The organism is Aeribacillus sp. FSL M8-0235 (assembly GCF_038000355.1).
Classification (GTDB): Bacteria; Bacillota; Bacilli; order Bacillales; family Aeribacillaceae; genus Aeribacillus; species Aeribacillus composti.
On record NZ_JBBOBW010000001.1, the window covers coordinates 2,640,809 to 2,657,371 of the forward strand.

The window sequence follows — 16,563 nt, forward strand, 5'->3', positions numbered from 1 at the left end:
GGAATTTATGAAACGGATTTCACCCAGTCTTCGACAAAACGAAGAGCTTCAGCTAACCGTTCAGGATTTTTTCCTCCCGCTTGAGCCATGTCAGGTCTTCCGCCGCCGCCGCCTCCACAGCGGCTTGCAATTTCCTTAATTAATTTTCCAGCATGGAACCCTTTGTCAACTAAGTCTTTTGTGATGCCGGCTGCTAAATTTACTTTTCCGTCTGATACCGTTGCTAGCACAACAATAGCCGAGCCGAGCTTTTGCTTCAGTTCATCGACCATGCCGCGCAATCTGTTCATATCTTTCACTTGAACTTTTTCCGCAAGAACTGTTACACCGTTGATCGTTACCGCTTTTTCAGCGATGTTCCCCGCTTCCAGATTGCTAAGCTTCATCGTAAGAGATTCGTTTTCCCGCTGTAGTTCTTTTATTTCTTGCTGCAGACTGTCAATTCTCTCCGGCAGATTTTTTACATTCGCTTTCAGTTTTGCCCCAATTTCCTTTAACAATAAATATTGTTCATTCATAAACCGGTACGCTTCTTTTCCTGTCACCGCTTCAATTCGGCGGGTTCCTGCACCAATTCCAGTTTCGGAAACAATCTTAAACAGTCCGATTTCCGCTGTATTTGTTACATGGCATCCGCCGCAAAGCTCAAGCGAATAATCGCCTACTTGAACAACGCGAACAATTTTTCCGTATTTTTCTCCAAATAAAGCCATCGCGCCCATCGCTTTCGCTTCGTCAAGAGGCATGTGCTCGATAGAGACTGGAATGCTTTCCCAAATTTTCTCATTTACAATTCGCTCAATTTCTTCCAGCTCTTCTGTTGAAACTTGTCCAAAATGTGAAAAGTCAAAACGGAGACGGTCGGAAGCAACAAGCGATCCAGCTTGGTTGACATGTACGCCCAGCACGTCCTTCAGCGCTTGGTGCAGCAAATGTGTCGCTGTATGATTTTTCACGATGGATTTTCTAGACTCTGCACAAACGGAAGCGTAAACTGCTGCTCCTTTTGTCAAAACGCCTTTTTCGATGACAGCCCGGTGCAAGTGTTGGCCGTTCGGCGCTTTTTGCACATCTTTTACGTTTAAGACCACATCATCATTTTTGATGATTCCTTTGTCAGCAATTTGACCTCCGCTTTCAGCATAAAAAGGCGTCTCGTCCAATATAATTTGGACCTCTTCCCCGCTCTCGGCTTGATCGACTAATTCCCCATCTTTTATGATCACAAGCACCCGTGCATTTGCTTCCAGGGTATTGTAGCCGACAAATTTGCTTTCCTCTTTTAATTCCACAAGAATTCCGCTTTGCACTTGCATCGAGTCGACATCCTGTCTGGCTTTTCTTGCACGTTCTTTTTGATGCTCCATTTCTCGTTCAAAGCCTTCATAATCCAGCTCCATGCCTTCATCTTGTGCGTATTCCTCCGTCAATTCCACTGGAAAACCGTATGTGTCGTAAAGCCGAAACACATCTTCGCCTGGAATTATTCGGCTACCCTGTCCTTTCTGCTTTTTGATTACATCCGCTAAAATGGCAAGCCCTTCATGGAGAGTCTCATGGAAACGCTCTTCCTCATTTTTAATTACCTTTTGAACAAAGGATGCTTTTTCTTTTACTTCCGGATAGTAATCGTTCATAATTTCCGCTACAACCGGAACTAATTCATACATAAACGGGCGGTCTATGTTGATCGTTTTTGCATACCGAACCGCTCTGCGGATAAGACGGCGAAGTACATACCCTCTGCCTTCATTAGAAGGTAGCGCACCGTCTGCAACAGCAAATGTAACCGTGCGGATATGGTCGGCAATCACTTTAAAAGCGACATCTTTCTCTTTGTCGGTTCGATAAGCTTCCCCCGAAATCTTTTCGGTAGCTTGAATGATCGGTAAAAAGAGATCTGTGTCAAAGTTGGTCGGCGCATTTTGAATGACAGAAACCATTCGCTCTAAGCCCATGCCTGTATCAATATTCTTTTTTGGAAGCGGAGTGTAAGTTCCATCAGGATTATGATTAAATTGAGAAAAAACAAGATTCCAAACTTCCAAATAGCGTTCGTTTTCACCACCGGGATAAAGTTCCGGATCATTTGGATCGTTTCCAAATTCTTCTCCACGATCATAAAATATTTCAGTATTTGGTCCGCTTGGCCCTTCACCAATATCCCAGAAATTCCCTTCCAAACGGATAATTCGTTCTTCCGGCAACCCGATTTTATTTTTCCAAATGTCATACGCCTCTTCATCTTCCGGATGAATAGTAACTGATAATCTATTTGGGTCGAAGCCAATCCATTTTTCGCTTGTTAAAAATTCCCATGCCCATTCAATCGCCTCTTCTTTAAAATAGTCGCCGATTGAGAAATTTCCGAGCATTTCGAAAAATGTATGATGGCGTGCTGTTTTTCCGACATTTTCAATATCGTTTGTTCGGATTGATTTTTGTGCGTTAGTAATTCTCGGATTTTCAGGAACAACCCTTCCGTCAAAATATTTTTTCAATGTTGCGACACCGCTGTTGATCCACAATAGTGACGGATCATCAACCGGAATTAAAGAAGCGCTCGGTTCAACCGAATGTCCTTTTTCCTTAAAAAAATCTAAAAACATTTGACGAACTTGTGCTGAAGTGAGCTTTTTCATGGCATTCCTCCTAAAATGTCTTCATTTTTCTCGCAAAATAAAAACTCTCGCCTATGTAAATGCTCTGATTTACACAGGGACGAGAGTTACTCGCGGTACCACCCTGATTATGAGCCAATTGCTCATCACCTTCATTTGCCGTAACGTGGCATTTTCGTCAGGTTTTGCCTGCACTCAGAATTAGCGTTCTGTTGCCCTTCATCTAGAGCTTCTTTCAGCCTCGGAAGCCCCTCTCTTTTAAGATGGACTGCAACATACTCGATTCGTCATCGCTTTCATGCACTTATTCCATGTCTAACACGAATTATAGACAAGGAAAAATCGCTTGTCAATGCGCTTTCCTCAGACGGATGATATGCAGCAATATCTCTTTCAGAACAGTGATAAAAGGCACAGCTAAAATTAAACCGATCACTCCGCCGATTTCTCCGCCCGCCAAGAGCGCCATAATAATCACCATCGGATGCATATGCAGGCTTTTCCCAACGATGAAAGGGCCAAGAATATTACTTTCAATAAATTGCAGCCCAAAAATGATGAAAAGCACTACAATTATTTTGTTAATGGAGAGCGTCGCAGCGACCATCAAAGCAGGAACCGCACCGATAAATGGACCGAAATAAGGAATAATATTGGTCATTCCGATAATCGTCCCTAAAATTAACGGATATTTAATTTTAAACAGCCAAAACAAAATCGAAGCCGCCAGCCCGATCAGAAAACAAACAAATAGTTGCCCCCGCAAATAACTTCCGAGCGACTCATCGACGTTTTCTAAAAAACGTCTCCCTTCACGTCTCCATTTCTTCGGGGTGAAGTACCAAATGGCCTTTTTCATTTTCTCATAATCTTTCAACATATAAAAAACGAGAAAGGGAATGACACCAATAATAACAGCATAATCAATAATTGACTTCATGCTTGAAAGCATCCGTTCAAGAAAGGCAGCGACGGATGTTTCCATTCCAGCAATAAAAGATTCAATTCGATGATGAATTTCTCCAGGTAAATTGGTTGTTCCGTCATGAATTTTATCCGTCCAGCTTTGGTAATATTTTGTAAACATAGGGATATTTTCGGAAAGGTCTTTCATTTGTTCAACAAAAATTGGGACACCTTTATAAAAGCTAAAACCGACTCCTCCGAAAAAAATAAAATAGATGATGAGAATCGAACATGTTCTTGGAACACCTGAACGGTAAAGTTTTTCCACTACGGGATGAAGCAAGTAGGTAATGAAGCCGGAAAGCATAAAAGGAATTAAAACAGCTTTTAACATTTTGAAAATAGGAAACCAAATGACTTTTAGCTGAAGAACCATATATACAAACAATGATAAAATGAGAAAAAAAATGATTCGGAAAAGCCATTTCCGCTCTCGCTCATTCATCCCGCATCCCTCCTCTTATTATTTTGAGGAATGCTCACGAAAATATGCATGAAGGCGCCCATTTTAGGCGCCTCAAATCGCACGATCTTCTTCAGGAAACAAGTCATCTAAAGAACTTAATGTTCCGTCTTCTTCTACTTGATGTGTGTGAATAATGCCTTTTGTAACGGTAAGCTCAATAAAACAATGCCAACAATAATACTGATTGACTCCGATTTTTCCAATATCTTTGCTTTTACAATTCGGACATGTAAACAAACAGGGACACCTTCTTTATTCATTTATTTAATTATTTATTAATCCGGTATGTTCTCGCTATGCACACTACTATTTGTTACCATTTTCAAAAAAATTATACGTCTCTATAAAGCATGCTTTTTATGCTTAAACAATTTGTCCCCTGTTTGTAGCATCATCTGTCAATCGTTATCGATCTTATGGAAAGGAACAAATTTATTATCCTTCGCCCTCTTCCATAAAATCATATGGAGTGATGTTCTCCATCCCAATGTTGGCATCTTCTAGTGGAAAAGGAAGCTCCTCTTTCAGCTCGGCAAGTTCAGACGTTTTCAGCCTCTCTTTTAAGGTTGTCTGCCTCATCGACTCCTGATTGTTGTATACTCCCATTTTTAACGCTTCCCATTCTCCGCACATAATTAAAAATTGCTTGCTCCTTGTAACAGCTGTATAAATCAAATTTCTTCTCAACATCCGAAAGTAGCCTTTTACTACCGGCAAAATGACAATCGGAAATTCGCTTCCCTGCGCTTTATGGATGGAGCAGCAGTAAGCATGAGTAAACTGATTAAAATCTTGCTTCGTATAGGTTACTTCGATACCGTCGTAAGAAATGACCACCATATCTTCTTTTTCGACATTTTCTTTTGCGTAAAAAATAGAAACAATCTCCCCAATATCGCCATTAAACACGTTTTGATCAGGCTGATTGACGAGCTGCAGCACTTTGTCCCCAATTCGGTAAATAACGTTGCCATGCTTGATCTCTCTTTTTTCTTTTGAAGGGGGGTTTAACATTTCCTGAAGCATTTCATTCAACTGATCAATGCCGGCAATCCCTCTGTACATCGGTGCCAACACCTGTATATCCTTCGCAGAATATCCTTTTTTCAAAGCGTTCTCAATTACTCTCGTTATAACTTCTTTTATTTGTGATGTTGTACAAGGAATAAACGATCTGTCTTGTGTCGTTTGCAAAAGGTTCGCTGGAAGAGTTCCTTGGCGGATTGAATGGGCCAAATCAATAATTGTAGATCCTTCTGCTTGTCTATAAATATCTGTCAGCGTAACAACTGGGATTCGTCCGGATTGAATCAAATCGCGAAGCACTTGGCCGGGTCCAACGGACGGAAGTTGGTGTTCGTCTCCAACAAGAACAATTTGTATGTCCGAAGGAAGCGATTTAAACAATTGATGCATGAGCCAAATATCAACCATTGATACTTCATCAACAATCAGAAGCTTTCCAGAAATCGGATGATCCTCATTGTGTTCAAATCCTTCTGAACCATTCCATCCTAAAAGGCGGTGGATTGTGACGGCAGGAAGACCGGTTGCTTCTGCCATTCTTTTTGCAGCTCGTCCAGTAGGTGCCACCAGTACAATGGGAAACGGCTCTTCCTTCTTTTGATATTCTTTTGGGTTCAATGAAAGGCCGTGGAGGTTCGCATAAATTTCAACGATGCCTTTGATAACGGTTGTTTTTCCCGTTCCAGGCCCGCCGGTCAGCAAAAGAATCGGCGAATGAATAGCCCGCTGAATGGCTTCTTTTTGAGAGGGGGCATACTGAACATTCATTTTTTCTTCCAGTTTTCCTAACTCCAGCAAAAATTCTGATTCAGGAAACATATCTTGAAATTGGTTTTGGGCTAAAATTTCTTCAATGTTATTGGCAAGTCCCACTTCAGCATAGTAAAGAGAGGGTAAATAAATTCGATCTTCCTCGACGATAATTTTTCGATCTTCTTCCAATTCAAGAATGATTCTTTCAATATCCTGATCAGATATGTCTTCTCCATTTTGGGTGAGCAATTTTTTCGCTTTTTCCATCAGCTGAACTTTTGTAACATATACATGTCCTTCTTTTACAGCATCTTGTTCAATAGTGAACAAACAAGCCGCCTTCAGCCGGTCGGGATGATTGCCGGAGATCCCAAGCTCTCTCCCAATTTCATCCGCTCGAATAAAGCCGATCCCTTCAATATCTTCCACCAATTGATATGGGTTTTTTTGAATGATTTTAAGCGTATCCTCCCGATACAGCTGATAAATTTTCATCCCAAGTGCAGGCCCAATGCCAAGCTGATTTAATCCGATTAAAACCCCTTCTAAACCTTGATGTTCCTTCAGTGTTTCAGCCAGTATTTTGGCTTTTTCCTTTGAAAGCTTCTTCACTCTTTTTAATGAATCGGGATCCTCCAAAATAATCGAAATCGCATGTTCCCCCAGTTCATTCACGATCGCTTCCGCTGTTTTTTTGCCGATTCCTTTAAAAAGCCCGCTTGATAAATATTGAATAACTCCTTCTTTCGTAGTTGGAAGCTCCTTTTGAAAACGCTCAGCTTGAAATTGTACGCCGAATTTTGGATGGTATTTTTTTGCGCCAAAAAACGTATAGCTGTCATGTAATTGGAGAAGAGGAAAAAAACCCGTCACGGTCACTTGATCTTGCTCAAACTGTTCATTCGTCTCTTCAATTTTCACTTTAATAACAGTATAAAAATTTTGCTCATTCTGGAACACAATATGTTTAATGACTCCGCGAACAAAAGGAGTACTTTCCTCATGAAACAAACTCTCCTGTTGACCGCCCATCCTCTTTCCTCCTAATTTCGTTTAAATCATTTCTTCTAACAGCCTTTTCCCGTTGCCCGCAAGCAAATGATCCGGTTGAATGGAAAGCGCCATATCAAACATTTTTAAAGCTTCTTCTCTATTTTCTTCAAATGCGTACGCAACACCTAAATTATAATAAGCATCTGCGTGATGTTGATCGAGGTCGATCGTTTTTTCAAACTCTTTTTTTGCTTCTTGAATGTGGCCTGCTTGTGCTAAACATAAACCATATTGAAAGTGAGCGCTGGCGTCTTGTTCATCCAGCTCAACCGCCCGCAAAAAATACGGAAGTGCAAGACGGGGCTGTTCAAGCTGGTAAAGAGACATTCCAAGCATAAAATAGACATCTTTATGAGCAAGCCCATACTTTTCCGCCTGATCAAAAAATGTTTTCGCTTTATGATAATCTCCCGCATTATAATGAACGGTTCCAATGCCGTAATACGCAGTAGCCGTCCCTTTATCAATCTCAATCGCCTTTTCATAAAATTTCAATGCTCTTTCTGCATCACCTGAAGAGGCAAGCAAATTCCCAAAATTTACGTATAACACAGGGTCGTTTGGATTTTCTTCCAATGCTTCTGCAAAATATTTCGCTGCTTCTTCCCATTTCCCTTCTTTTATTGCTTCTAAAGCCAGTTGATTTTTATGCATCCATTTCATCCTTTCACATCCAAAGGCAAAGAGGCTGCGCCAAGTTAACAAATCTCATTCCGATCGGTACAGCTTAACTCTTTAACCGACATACCACAGTTTTTCGCCGTTGCGAAATACTTTATCGATAATGCCGCCTCCCAGACATTCCTCTCCATTATAAAAAACGACAGCTTGTCCTGGTGTAACGGCACGGACCGGCTGTTCAAACGAAATTTGTGCAGTTTGATCACCGATCATTTTCACTTTTACTGGCTGATCAGGCTGGCGGTAGCGAAATTTTGCGGTGCAAACAAGCTCATCTGTTGGTTTTACACCGGTTATCCAGTTTACATTTGTTGCGATAATGGAGTCTGAATATAAATGTTCATTATGAAATCCTTGTTCAACATATAAAATATTATTTTTTAAATTTTTTCCAACCACAAACCAAGGATCGCCATTTCCTCCTATTCCGAGTCCATGGCGTTGACCGATCGTATAATACATAAGCCCGTCATGCTTCCCTTTTACCTCACCAGACAACGTCTCCATTTTGCCGGGTTGAGCAGGTAAATACTGGCTTAAAAATTCTTTAAAGTTCCGCTCGCCAATAAAGCAGATGCCTGTTGAATCTTTTTTCTTTGCTGTTGCCAAGTTTGCTTTTTCCGCAATTTCTCTAACTTCTTTTTTTTCAAGATGCCCGATGGGGAACATGACCTTTGACAGTTGCTTCTGATTCAGCTGATTCAAAAAATACGTTTGATCTTTGTTTGGATCCTTTCCTCTGAGCAATTTGTACACACCATCGCGGTATTTTACCCGTGCATAATGACCTGTTGCGATATAGTCCGCGCCTAAGTCAGCTGCATGCTCCAAAAAAGCTTTAAATTTAATTTCTTTATTGCACATGACATCGGGATTTGGCGTTCTTCCAGCTTTATATTCCTCTAAAAAGTAAGTGAACACTTTATCCCAATACTCTTTTTCGAAATTCACTGCATAATAAGGAATCCCAAGCTGATTGCATACACGGATTACATCATCATAATCTTGCGTTGCCGTACATACGCCGTTTTCATCCGTATCATCCCAATTTTTCATAAAGACCCCGATGACTTCGTACCCTTGTTCTTTTAGGAGCAAAGCAGTTACAGATGAATCTACTCCGCCAGACATCCCGACTACGACTCTTGTTTCATGCGGCGCCTTTTCCATCTCTCTCACCTCTTTCTATTTTGACGTTAACCTTTTAACAATCTCGGCTGTTTTTTTGGCAGCCGATTCAATTTGTGCCTCCGTATTTCCTAAGCCGAAGCTGAATCGAACCGATGAAGTTATTTCTTTTGAATTTTTTCCAAACATTGAAACGAGCACATGCGACGGTTCAACTGATCCTGCTGTACAAGCTGATCCGCTTGATGCCGCAATTCCCGCCAAATCGAGGTTGACAAGAAGCGATTCAACATTTGTTCCCGGAAAGAAAACGTTTAATATATGAGGCAGGCTGTTGTCAATCGAGCCGTTCACAGCGAAGGAAATGCCCTCTTGTTCAAACACATCGATCATTATTTGTTTAAAATGCACATATTGCTCTGTTTTTTCCTTTCTTGTTTGTTCTGCAATTTTTGCGCTTTCCGCAAACCCGATAATCGCTGGAACATTTTCCGTTCCGGCTCTTCTCTTCAATTCCTGCTCACCGCCATGCATGCGCGGAGTGAATTTCACCCCAGCTTTTGCATATAAAAAACCGATCCCTTTCGGCCCATTTATTTTATGACCGGAAACCGACAGCAGATCGACATTCAGCTCGCGAACATCAATTGGAACGAGTCCGTATGCTTGAACTGCATCGGTATGAAAATACGCTTGATGGTTTTGTAATAAGCTTCCTATTTCTGAAATAGGCTGTAAGGCACCTACTTCATTATTTCCATACATGACTGTGACAAGAATCGTTTCATCTTTTAAAGCTTTTTTAAGATCATCGACAGAAATAACTCCCGATTGATTGACAGGCAAATACGTAACGTGAAATCCGTTTTTTTCTAGATAGCGGCAAGATTGGAGGACAGCCGGATGCTCAATTTCTGTTGTGATAATATGGTTTCCTTTTTCTTTATTAGCAAGCGCTGTTCCAATCACCGCTAAATTATCTGCTTCTGTTCCTCCGCTTGTAAATATGATTTCTTTTGGATCGGCATGAATACTTTTGGCAAGGAGCTCTCGAGCCTCATCCACTTCTCGTCTGCTTTCTCTGCCAAAAGAATGGATGCTAGACGGATTGCCGAAATAATCCTTCATAAAGGTTGTCATTTTATCCAAAACTGCGGGATGGACTGGCGATGTTGCCGCATGATCCAAATATATCCGTTCCAAAGTTAATTCCTCCCGACTTTAAATGTAAAACATGTAAGCGTCCTGCTCATTATCTCCTGTATGGCTTGCTAAATCATCAAGTGTCGTGTTGTCAAGAACGTCCTTCACCGCATCGCGGATTTTTAACCATAGATGCCTTTGAGCAGGCGGTTCATCTTCAATTCCTTCAACAGGGGTGATCGGTCCTTCCAACACACGGATAACGTCACCAGCCGTTATTTTGGACGGATCGTTCGCTAAAATATATCCGCCATAAGCTCCGCGAATGCTTTTGACAAGTCCGGCATTGCGGAGAGGAGCAATTAATTGTTCCAAATAATGCTCTGATAAATCATGAGATTGTGCAATACTTTTCAAAGATGTCGGTCCTTCTCCGTACTTTCGCGCCAATTCAATCATAATCGTTAAACCATAGCGTCCTTTCGTTGAAATTCTCACGTTTCTACACTCCTATTTTTTAGTTTTTTTCAAGATTTTCACCATCTTGGTTCTACTTTAAACTTTAGACATTATAGCATATTATTTTATTAGTGGGTAAATGAGATGATATGATTTTTATTTGGGAGCGATAAAATGGAACCTTTAGCGTATAGAATGCGTCCAACCAAAATAGAAGATATTATTGGACAAGAACATTTAGTTGGAAAAGGAAAGATTATTGAACGAATGGTGCGAGCTAAATATTTAAGCTCGATGATTTTATACGGACCTCCTGGAATCGGAAAAACATCTATTGCAACTGCAATAGCAGGCAGCACTAACACGCCTTTTCGAAAGCTGAATGCGGTTGTCCACAATAAAAAAGATATGGAAATTGTTGTAGAAGAAGCAAAAATGTCAGGGCAAATCATTCTCATTTTAGATGAAGTGCACAGACTTGATAAAGGGAAACAAGATTTTTTGCTTCCATATTTAGAAAACGGCATGATTATTTTAATCGGTGCAACGACAAGCAATCCGTATCATGCCATTAACCCGGCGATTCGGAGCCGCTGTCAAATTTTCGAATTGCACCCTCTTTCTCCAGATGACATTATGATTGCCCTGAAAAGAGCTCTTACAGACCCAAGAGGACTGAGCGACTTTCCTGTTCAAATCAGCGACGAAGCTCTAAGACATTTTGCCGAAAGCTCCGGCGGAGATGTGCGTGCGGCGTTAAATGGATTGGAACTCGCCGTTTTATCAACAAAGGAAGATGAGAATGGGGACATTTGCATTACGGTTGAAATTGCTGAAGAGTGCATGCAAAAAAAGAGCTTTTCCCACGATAAAGACGGAGATCATCATTACGATGTTTTATCTGCTTTTCAAAAGTCTATTCGCGGGTCCGATGTAAACGCAGCGCTTCACTATTTGGCCAGATTAATTGAGGCAGGGGATCTTTCTTCGATTGCAAGGCGTTTAACGGTCATCGCCTATGAAGATATTGGTCTTGCAAATCCGCAAGCGGGACCTAGAACTCTTTCGGCTATAGAAGCAGCTGAGCGCATCGGTTTTCCCGAAGCACGCATCCCTTTGGCCAATGCGGTGATTGAACTATGTTTATCCCCTAAATCAAACTCTGCTTATAAAGCGATTGATGCAGCTTTAGCCGACATTCGCTCAGGAGTGACAGGCGAGGTCCCTTCCCACTTGCGGGATGCTCATTATAAAGGAGCAAAGCAGCTTGGCAGAGGAGTGAACTATTTATATCCGCACGATTATGAATCAGGCTGGGTAAACCAGCAATATTTGCCTGACCCCATCAAGCATAAAAAATATTACAAGCCAAAAAGAACGGGCAAATTCGAGCAGGCTTTAGCGCAAATATATGAAAATATCGAGAAAAAGAAAAAAGAAAAGAACGAATAGGAAGCTTCGGTCATATCCGCGTCATCTTGAAAATATAAATAGGATTGTCCAAAATGTCAAAACCCCATGGAAAACGTAAATAAAAGGGGGCGTCAATAAGCCGAAAAACGGCTTATTTGACACCCCCATTTTTTAATCGTCGTCGCCGACACGATAAATTTTTATATCCTTCAGCAATTCATTAATCACATGACCAGCCATAATCAATCCGGCTACGGATGGCACAAAGGCATTTGATGACGGGGGCATTTTTGCTTTGCGGATCGTTGATTCGTTATTGCCGACTTCTTTTCTGACATCTTCTCTAATAACAACAGGGCGTTCATCAGAAAATACGACTTGAATTCCCTTTCGGATCCCTTCTTTTCGCAGTTTCGTTCGAATCACTTTGGCAATCGGATCTGTATGTGTTTTTGAAATATCTGCTACTCGGAAACGGGTTGGATCCGTTTTGTTGGCTGCCCCCATGCTTGAAATAATAGGAATATTCCGTTTCAGGCATTCCTTCATTAAATGAATTTTATAGCTGATCGTATCGCTGGCGTCAATCACATAGTCAGGGTTTAGCTTAAAAAAGTCTTCATACGTCTCTTCCGTGTAAAACATTTTTAATGCAATTACTTCACAATCCGGATTAATGTCAGCAATTCTTGCTTTCATTAAATCCACTTTCGGTTTTCCAACCGTCGACAAAAGCGCATGGATTTGCCGGTTAATATTCGTAATATCGACATCATCTTTATCGATCAAAATCAATCGCCCGATGCCTGATCGTGCAAGAGCTTCGACGGCAAAAGATCCAACTCCGCCAACCCCTAAAACGGCTACGGAGCTGTTTTTCAATTTATGTAAACCTTCTTTTCCAATCGCTAGTTCATTCCGGGAAAACTGATGAAGCAAAAAAATCACTCCAATTTGACAAAATTCAGTGTACAAACTAAAAAAGTCCCAATTGTGCCGTCGCCGTTTCCTTCGTTTTGAACCCGCTCTCAGCAGGTGGGTGCCCTGTTCTAAAGCTTTGTAAGTCCTCGTGCCATATGCATTTGAGGCATTTACTCACTTTAGAAACTCCGGGCTCCCATTTAAATCGTTGTTCGGTCAAAACTAGGTGTACGACGCACACATCAGGACTTAAATTTTGAATAAAGAATATCATAATTAGCATGAGATTTCAAGATAAAAAACAAATAATGGAAATTATTACCTTGAGCTATGTTTCACTTCAAGATGCAGTTCATCCAATTGCTCTTTGCTTACTTGGCTTGGTGCCTCCGTTAACAAACAGCTCGCACTTGCTGTTTTCGGAAAGGCAATCGTATCCCGTAAATTTGTTCTTCCTGCCAAAAGCATTACAATCCGATCCAATCCTAGTGCAATTCCACCATGCGGCGGCGTACCGTATTCGAAGGCTTCCAGCAAAAATCCGAACTGTTCTCTTGCTTGTTCCTCTGTAAAACCAAGAAGTTTGAACATCTTTTCTTGAACGTCTTTTTCAAAAATCCGAATCGACCCTCCGCCAAGTTCATATCCATTTAACACTAAGTCATATGCTTGAGCCCGCATTTTGAGAGGGTCTTTCTCAAAGTACTCCAAGTCCTCACGAAACGGCATAGTAAACGGATGATGCAATGCATAATAGCGGCCGTCTTCTTCATTATATTCAACGAGCGGCCAATCCGTAATCCATAAAAATTCAAGTTTATCTTCTTCGATCAGCCCTAAATCTTTTCCTAGTTTTAATCTGAGAGCCCCCAACGAATCAGCAACAACATTCGGCTTGTCGGCAACAAACAGAAGCAAGTCTCCATTCTGTCCTTCAGCTGCTTGCAAAATACTATTTTGTTCATTTTCTGATAAAAATTTTGCAATTGGGCCTTTTACTTCATTTTCTTCTACTTTAAGCCAAGCCAAACCTTTCGCTCCATAATTGTGAACATACTCTTGGAGAGCATCTAGATCTTTGCGTGAAAATTCGTCTTTTTTTCCTTTTACATTGATTAGCTTTACTTGCCCTCCACCTGCAACTGCTTGACTGAAAACTTTGAAAGCGGAGTTTTTCACAATTTCAGATACATCAACAAGCTCCAGGTCGAATCGAACGTCCGGCTTGTCCGACCCAAAGCGCGCCATCGCCTCATCATATGGCATGCGTTGGAATGGAAGAGTAAGCTCGATTCCTTTCACTTCTTTTAACACATGAGCCATCATCTTTTCGGTTAGATTCATAATATCTTCTTGGCTCATAAAAGAAGTTTCTATATCTATTTGGGTAAATTCCGGCTGTCTGTCTGCGCGCAAATCCTCATCGCGGAAGCATCTTGCAATTTGATAATATTTATCAAATCCTGAAACCATTAGAAGCTGTTTGAATATTTGCGGCGATTGCGGGAGCGCATAAAATTCCCCCTCATGGACGCGAGAAGGGACAAGATAGTCCCGTGCTCCTTCCGGTGTGCTTTTCGTTAAAATGGGGGTTTCCACATCAATAAATCCATTTTCATCCAAAAAGTTGCGAATCGCTCTCGTAATTTGATGCCGCATTTTTAACGTTTCAAACATGACTGGACGGCGCAAATCTAAATAACGGTATTTTAAACGAACCTCTTCGGAAATGTCCGCTTTTTGATCCGCAAGTGAAAAAGGAGGAGTTTTGGCGCTGTTTAAAATGGTTACCGATTGAACAACCACTTCCACTTTTCCTGTTCGAATGTTCGGATTAATCGTCTCTTCCGATCTTTTCACCACTTCGCCTTCAATGTCCAATACATACTCGCTGCGGATTTTTTCAGCTATTTCTAACGCTTCCTTTGAAACTTCAGGATTAAAAACAATTTGGACAACTCCTGTCCGGTCGCGCAAGTCGATAAAAATAAGTCCTCCTAAATCGCGGCGTCTTTGCACCCATCCTTTTAAAACGACCTTTTCGCCGATTGCTTTTTCGGAAATTTCTCCACAATAATACGAACGTCCAAACATCCTACATACTCTCCTTTACTTTCTCTCTTTTATATACTCTGCAAGTCGTTCAAATGCCACCGCATCTTGTTCGCCTGTTGCCATGTTTTTTACGTTCGCCACGCCTTTTTCTAATTCCTCATCACCTATGATGATGACAAATTTGGCTTGAAGCCTGTCCGCTTGCTTCAGTTGTGCTTTCATTTTCTTATTTTCATAATCTTTGTCTGCAGAAATGCCGGCTTTCCGCATTTCCTGCAATAGAGATACCGACCGTTCCTTCGCCCGATCTCCCAGTGCCACAATATAACAATCTAGACCTTTTTCAATCGGAAGAGCGATGTTTTCAGCATCAATTGCTGCTAACAGGCGTTCAATGCTTAAAGCAAAGCCGATCCCCGGCGTGCTTGGCCCTCCGGCTTCTTCGACCAAGCCGTTATATCTTCCGCCGCCGCATAAAGTCGTAATCGCCCCAAACCCTTCCGCATTGCTCATGATTTCAAATGCTGTATGGTTATAATAATCCAATCCGCGGACGAGATTTGGATCGATTTCATACTCAATGCCAAGCTCCGTTAAATATTTTAACACTTGATCAAAATATTGCTTTGATTCATCGTTTAAAAAGTCAATGATGGAAGGGGCGCTTTTCATCAATTCATGCTCGCGGTCTTGTTTACAATCAAGTATTCTTAACGGATTTTGCTCAAGCCGCTTTTGGCAATCAGAGCAAAATTCTCCAATTCTCGGCTTAAAATGGTTGACTAAAGCAGCACGATGTGCAGCTCTGCTCTCTTGATCTCCCAAACTGTTAATGACAAGCTTCAATTTTTTTAAGCCGAGCGATTGATAAAACGCCATCGCCAAAGAAATAACTTCAGCATCCAGCGCAGGGTCGTCCGAGCCGAGAGCCTCCACACCGAATTGAACAAATTGCCGAAAACGCCCTGATTGCGGTCTTTCATACCGAAACATCGGACCGATGTAAAAAAGCTTTACAGGCTGGTTCGGATCTGCGTACATTTTCTTTTCAACAAAAGCGCGGACGACTGCTGCCGTTCCTTCCGGTCTTAATGTTAAACTTCTTCCTTTCCTGTCGGAAAAAGTGTACATTTCTTTTTGGACAATATCGGTTGATTCGCCTACACCCCTTTGAAATAATTCCGTATGTTCAAAAATGGGGGTTCGAATTTCTTGAAAGCGATAAAGACGGCATATTTCCCTAGCTTTTTTCTCAACATATTGCCATCTTGAAGCCTCCGACGGCAAAATATCCTGTGTACCTCGCGGGATTTGAAAAGCCATTGTCGATTCTCCTCCACTTATAAAATAAATTCCATAAAAAAACCCGTCCCCTGACGATTCCCGTAGGGACGGGAGAGTCTCCCGTGGTGCCACCCTAATTGAAGCAATGCTTCCACTTAAAAGTTAACGCCTATTTACGTTTCCTCCTACTTTTACACCTTTCAGAGGAAAACCTCCGGAGTGTTCTTCACTAAGCGATCATGGGGAAAGGCTTTCAGCCTAAGGCCTTTCCTCTCTGTCCATGTGCATCCCAGCTACTTGTCTCCGTCATCGGTTGTTTATGTACGTTATTTTTAAATCTAGAATTTTATATTATCATACGAACAATACTGTGTCATGTCAAGAACGGCTGAGCCGATCACGGAGCTTTTTCGCCTCCTCTTGATTTAAACCATGCTCAAACGAAACCTCTATTAAAATATCCTGCATCGTACGATCACTGAAAGAAATACCAAACTGGTCATGAAAAATTGATGCGGAGAAAGAATGTTTTTCACTGGACCGCATATTTTTCCCCTTTCTTTTTCATCAGAATTTGCGTCTTAGTCTTCCCGC

Annotated in this window: 13 protein-coding genes, 1 other RNA gene and 2 other annotated features; of the genes, 1 reads left to right on the forward strand and 13 read right to left on the reverse strand. The window is 41.4% G+C overall.

Annotation, left to right across the window (positions count from 1 at the left end):
* Positions 1–5: 5 nt before the first annotated feature.
* The 8 genes from alaS to cymR form a co-directional block, all read right to left on the reverse strand.
* On the reverse strand, positions 6–2,642 hold the full coding sequence (gene alaS, locus NSQ71_RS12855; protein ID WP_339193149.1) for an alanine--tRNA ligase: 2,637 nt from the start codon (positions 2,640–2,642) through the stop codon (positions 6–8).
* A 72-nt stretch (positions 2,643–2,714) separates the two neighbouring features.
* Positions 2,715–2,921, reverse strand: a binding site (T-box leader).
* A gap of 49 nt (positions 2,922–2,970) precedes the next feature.
* Positions 2,971–4,032, reverse strand: coding sequence for an AI-2E family transporter (locus tag NSQ71_RS12860; protein WP_063387992.1), 1,062 nt, complete (start codon positions 4,030–4,032; stop codon positions 2,971–2,973).
* A gap of 72 nt (positions 4,033–4,104) precedes the next feature.
* Complete coding sequence (locus NSQ71_RS12865) at positions 4,105–4,290, reverse strand: hypothetical protein (protein ID WP_063387991.1); 186 nt, start codon at positions 4,288–4,290, stop codon at positions 4,105–4,107.
* A 198-nt stretch (positions 4,291–4,488) separates the two neighbouring features.
* Complete coding sequence (recD2, locus tag NSQ71_RS12870) at positions 4,489–6,864, reverse strand: SF1B family DNA helicase RecD2 (protein WP_066250524.1); 2,376 nt, start codon at positions 6,862–6,864, stop codon at positions 4,489–4,491.
* 21 nt (positions 6,865–6,885) lie between these two features.
* A complete protein-coding gene (locus NSQ71_RS12875; RefSeq protein WP_063388167.1) occupies positions 6,886–7,539 on the reverse strand; it encodes a tetratricopeptide repeat protein in 654 nt (217 codons plus the stop codon).
* Positions 7,540–7,620: 81 nt separating this feature from the next.
* A complete protein-coding gene (gene mnmA / locus NSQ71_RS12880) occupies positions 7,621–8,736 on the reverse strand; it encodes a tRNA 2-thiouridine(34) synthase MnmA (RefSeq protein ID WP_063387989.1) in 1,116 nt (371 codons plus the stop codon).
* Between the two features lie 15 nt (positions 8,737–8,751).
* Positions 8,752–9,897: a cysteine desulfurase family protein gene (locus tag NSQ71_RS12885; RefSeq protein ID WP_130158149.1), complete on the reverse strand. Its 1,146-nt coding sequence runs from the start codon at positions 9,895–9,897 to the stop codon at positions 8,752–8,754.
* A gap of 18 nt (positions 9,898–9,915) precedes the next feature.
* Positions 9,916–10,335, reverse strand: coding sequence for a cysteine metabolism transcriptional regulator CymR (gene cymR, locus NSQ71_RS12890; RefSeq protein WP_063387987.1), 420 nt, complete (start codon positions 10,333–10,335; stop codon positions 9,916–9,918).
* A gap of 135 nt (positions 10,336–10,470) precedes the next feature.
* Here cymR and NSQ71_RS12895 point away from each other — a divergent pair, with 135 nt between their 5' ends.
* Complete coding sequence (locus tag NSQ71_RS12895) at positions 10,471–11,748, forward strand: replication-associated recombination protein A (protein ID WP_340734013.1); 1,278 nt, start codon at positions 10,471–10,473, stop codon at positions 11,746–11,748.
* 132 nt (positions 11,749–11,880) lie between these two features.
* Here NSQ71_RS12895 and NSQ71_RS12900 read toward each other — a convergent pair whose 3' ends face one another.
* The 5 genes from NSQ71_RS12900 to NSQ71_RS12920 all read right to left on the reverse strand — a co-directional run bounded on the left by NSQ71_RS12900 (position 11,881) and on the right by NSQ71_RS12920 (position 16,515).
* A complete protein-coding gene (locus NSQ71_RS12900) occupies positions 11,881–12,648 on the reverse strand; it encodes a tRNA threonylcarbamoyladenosine dehydratase (protein WP_063387985.1) in 768 nt (255 codons plus the stop codon).
* A gap of 41 nt (positions 12,649–12,689) precedes the next feature.
* Positions 12,690–12,882, reverse strand: a non-coding RNA gene (gene ssrS / locus NSQ71_RS12905) — 6S RNA.
* 66 nt (positions 12,883–12,948) lie between these two features.
* Positions 12,949–14,724, reverse strand: a complete 1,776-nt coding sequence (aspS, locus tag NSQ71_RS12910) for an aspartate--tRNA ligase (protein WP_311066350.1) — start codon at positions 14,722–14,724, stop codon at positions 12,949–12,951.
* 15 nt (positions 14,725–14,739) lie between these two features.
* Positions 14,740–16,008, reverse strand: a complete 1,269-nt coding sequence (gene hisS, locus NSQ71_RS12915; RefSeq protein ID WP_144596729.1) for a histidine--tRNA ligase — start codon at positions 16,006–16,008, stop codon at positions 14,740–14,742.
* Between the two features lie 61 nt (positions 16,009–16,069).
* Positions 16,070–16,288 (reverse strand) — a binding site (T-box leader).
* Positions 16,289–16,347: 59 nt separating this feature from the next.
* Positions 16,348–16,515 carry a hypothetical protein gene (locus NSQ71_RS12920; RefSeq protein ID WP_158640147.1) on the reverse strand — a complete coding sequence of 56 codons (168 nt, stop codon included), beginning with the start codon at positions 16,513–16,515 and terminating at the stop codon, positions 16,348–16,350.
* Positions 16,516–16,563: the final 48 nt, after the last annotated feature.

Coding starts and splice junctions, on each gene's coding strand:
- alaS (WP_339193149.1), bottom strand. CDS start 2,642: ATGAAAAAGCTCACTTCAGCACAAGTTCGTCAAATGTTTTTAGATTTT.
- NSQ71_RS12860 (WP_063387992.1), bottom strand. CDS start 4,032: ATGAATGAGCGAGAGCGGAAATGGCTTTTCCGAATCATTTTTTTTCTC.
- recD2 (WP_066250524.1), bottom strand. CDS start 6,864: ATGGGCGGTCAACAGGAGAGTTTGTTTCATGAGGAAAGTACTCCTTTT.
- NSQ71_RS12875 (WP_063388167.1), bottom strand. CDS start 7,539: ATGCATAAAAATCAACTGGCTTTAGAAGCAATAAAAGAAGGGAAATGG.
- mnmA (WP_063387989.1), bottom strand. CDS start 8,736: ATGGAAAAGGCGCCGCATGAAACAAGAGTCGTAGTCGGGATGTCTGGC.
- NSQ71_RS12895 (WP_340734013.1), top strand. CDS start 10,471: ATGGAACCTTTAGCGTATAGAATGCGTCCAACCAAAATAGAAGATATT.
- aspS (WP_311066350.1), bottom strand. CDS start 14,724: ATGTTTGGACGTTCGTATTATTGTGGAGAAATTTCCGAAAAAGCAATC.
- hisS (WP_144596729.1), bottom strand. CDS start 16,008: ATGGCTTTTCAAATCCCGCGAGGTACACAGGATATTTTGCCGTCGGAG.
- NSQ71_RS12920 (WP_158640147.1), bottom strand. CDS start 16,515: ATGCGGTCCAGTGAAAAACATTCTTTCTCCGCATCAATTTTTCATGAC.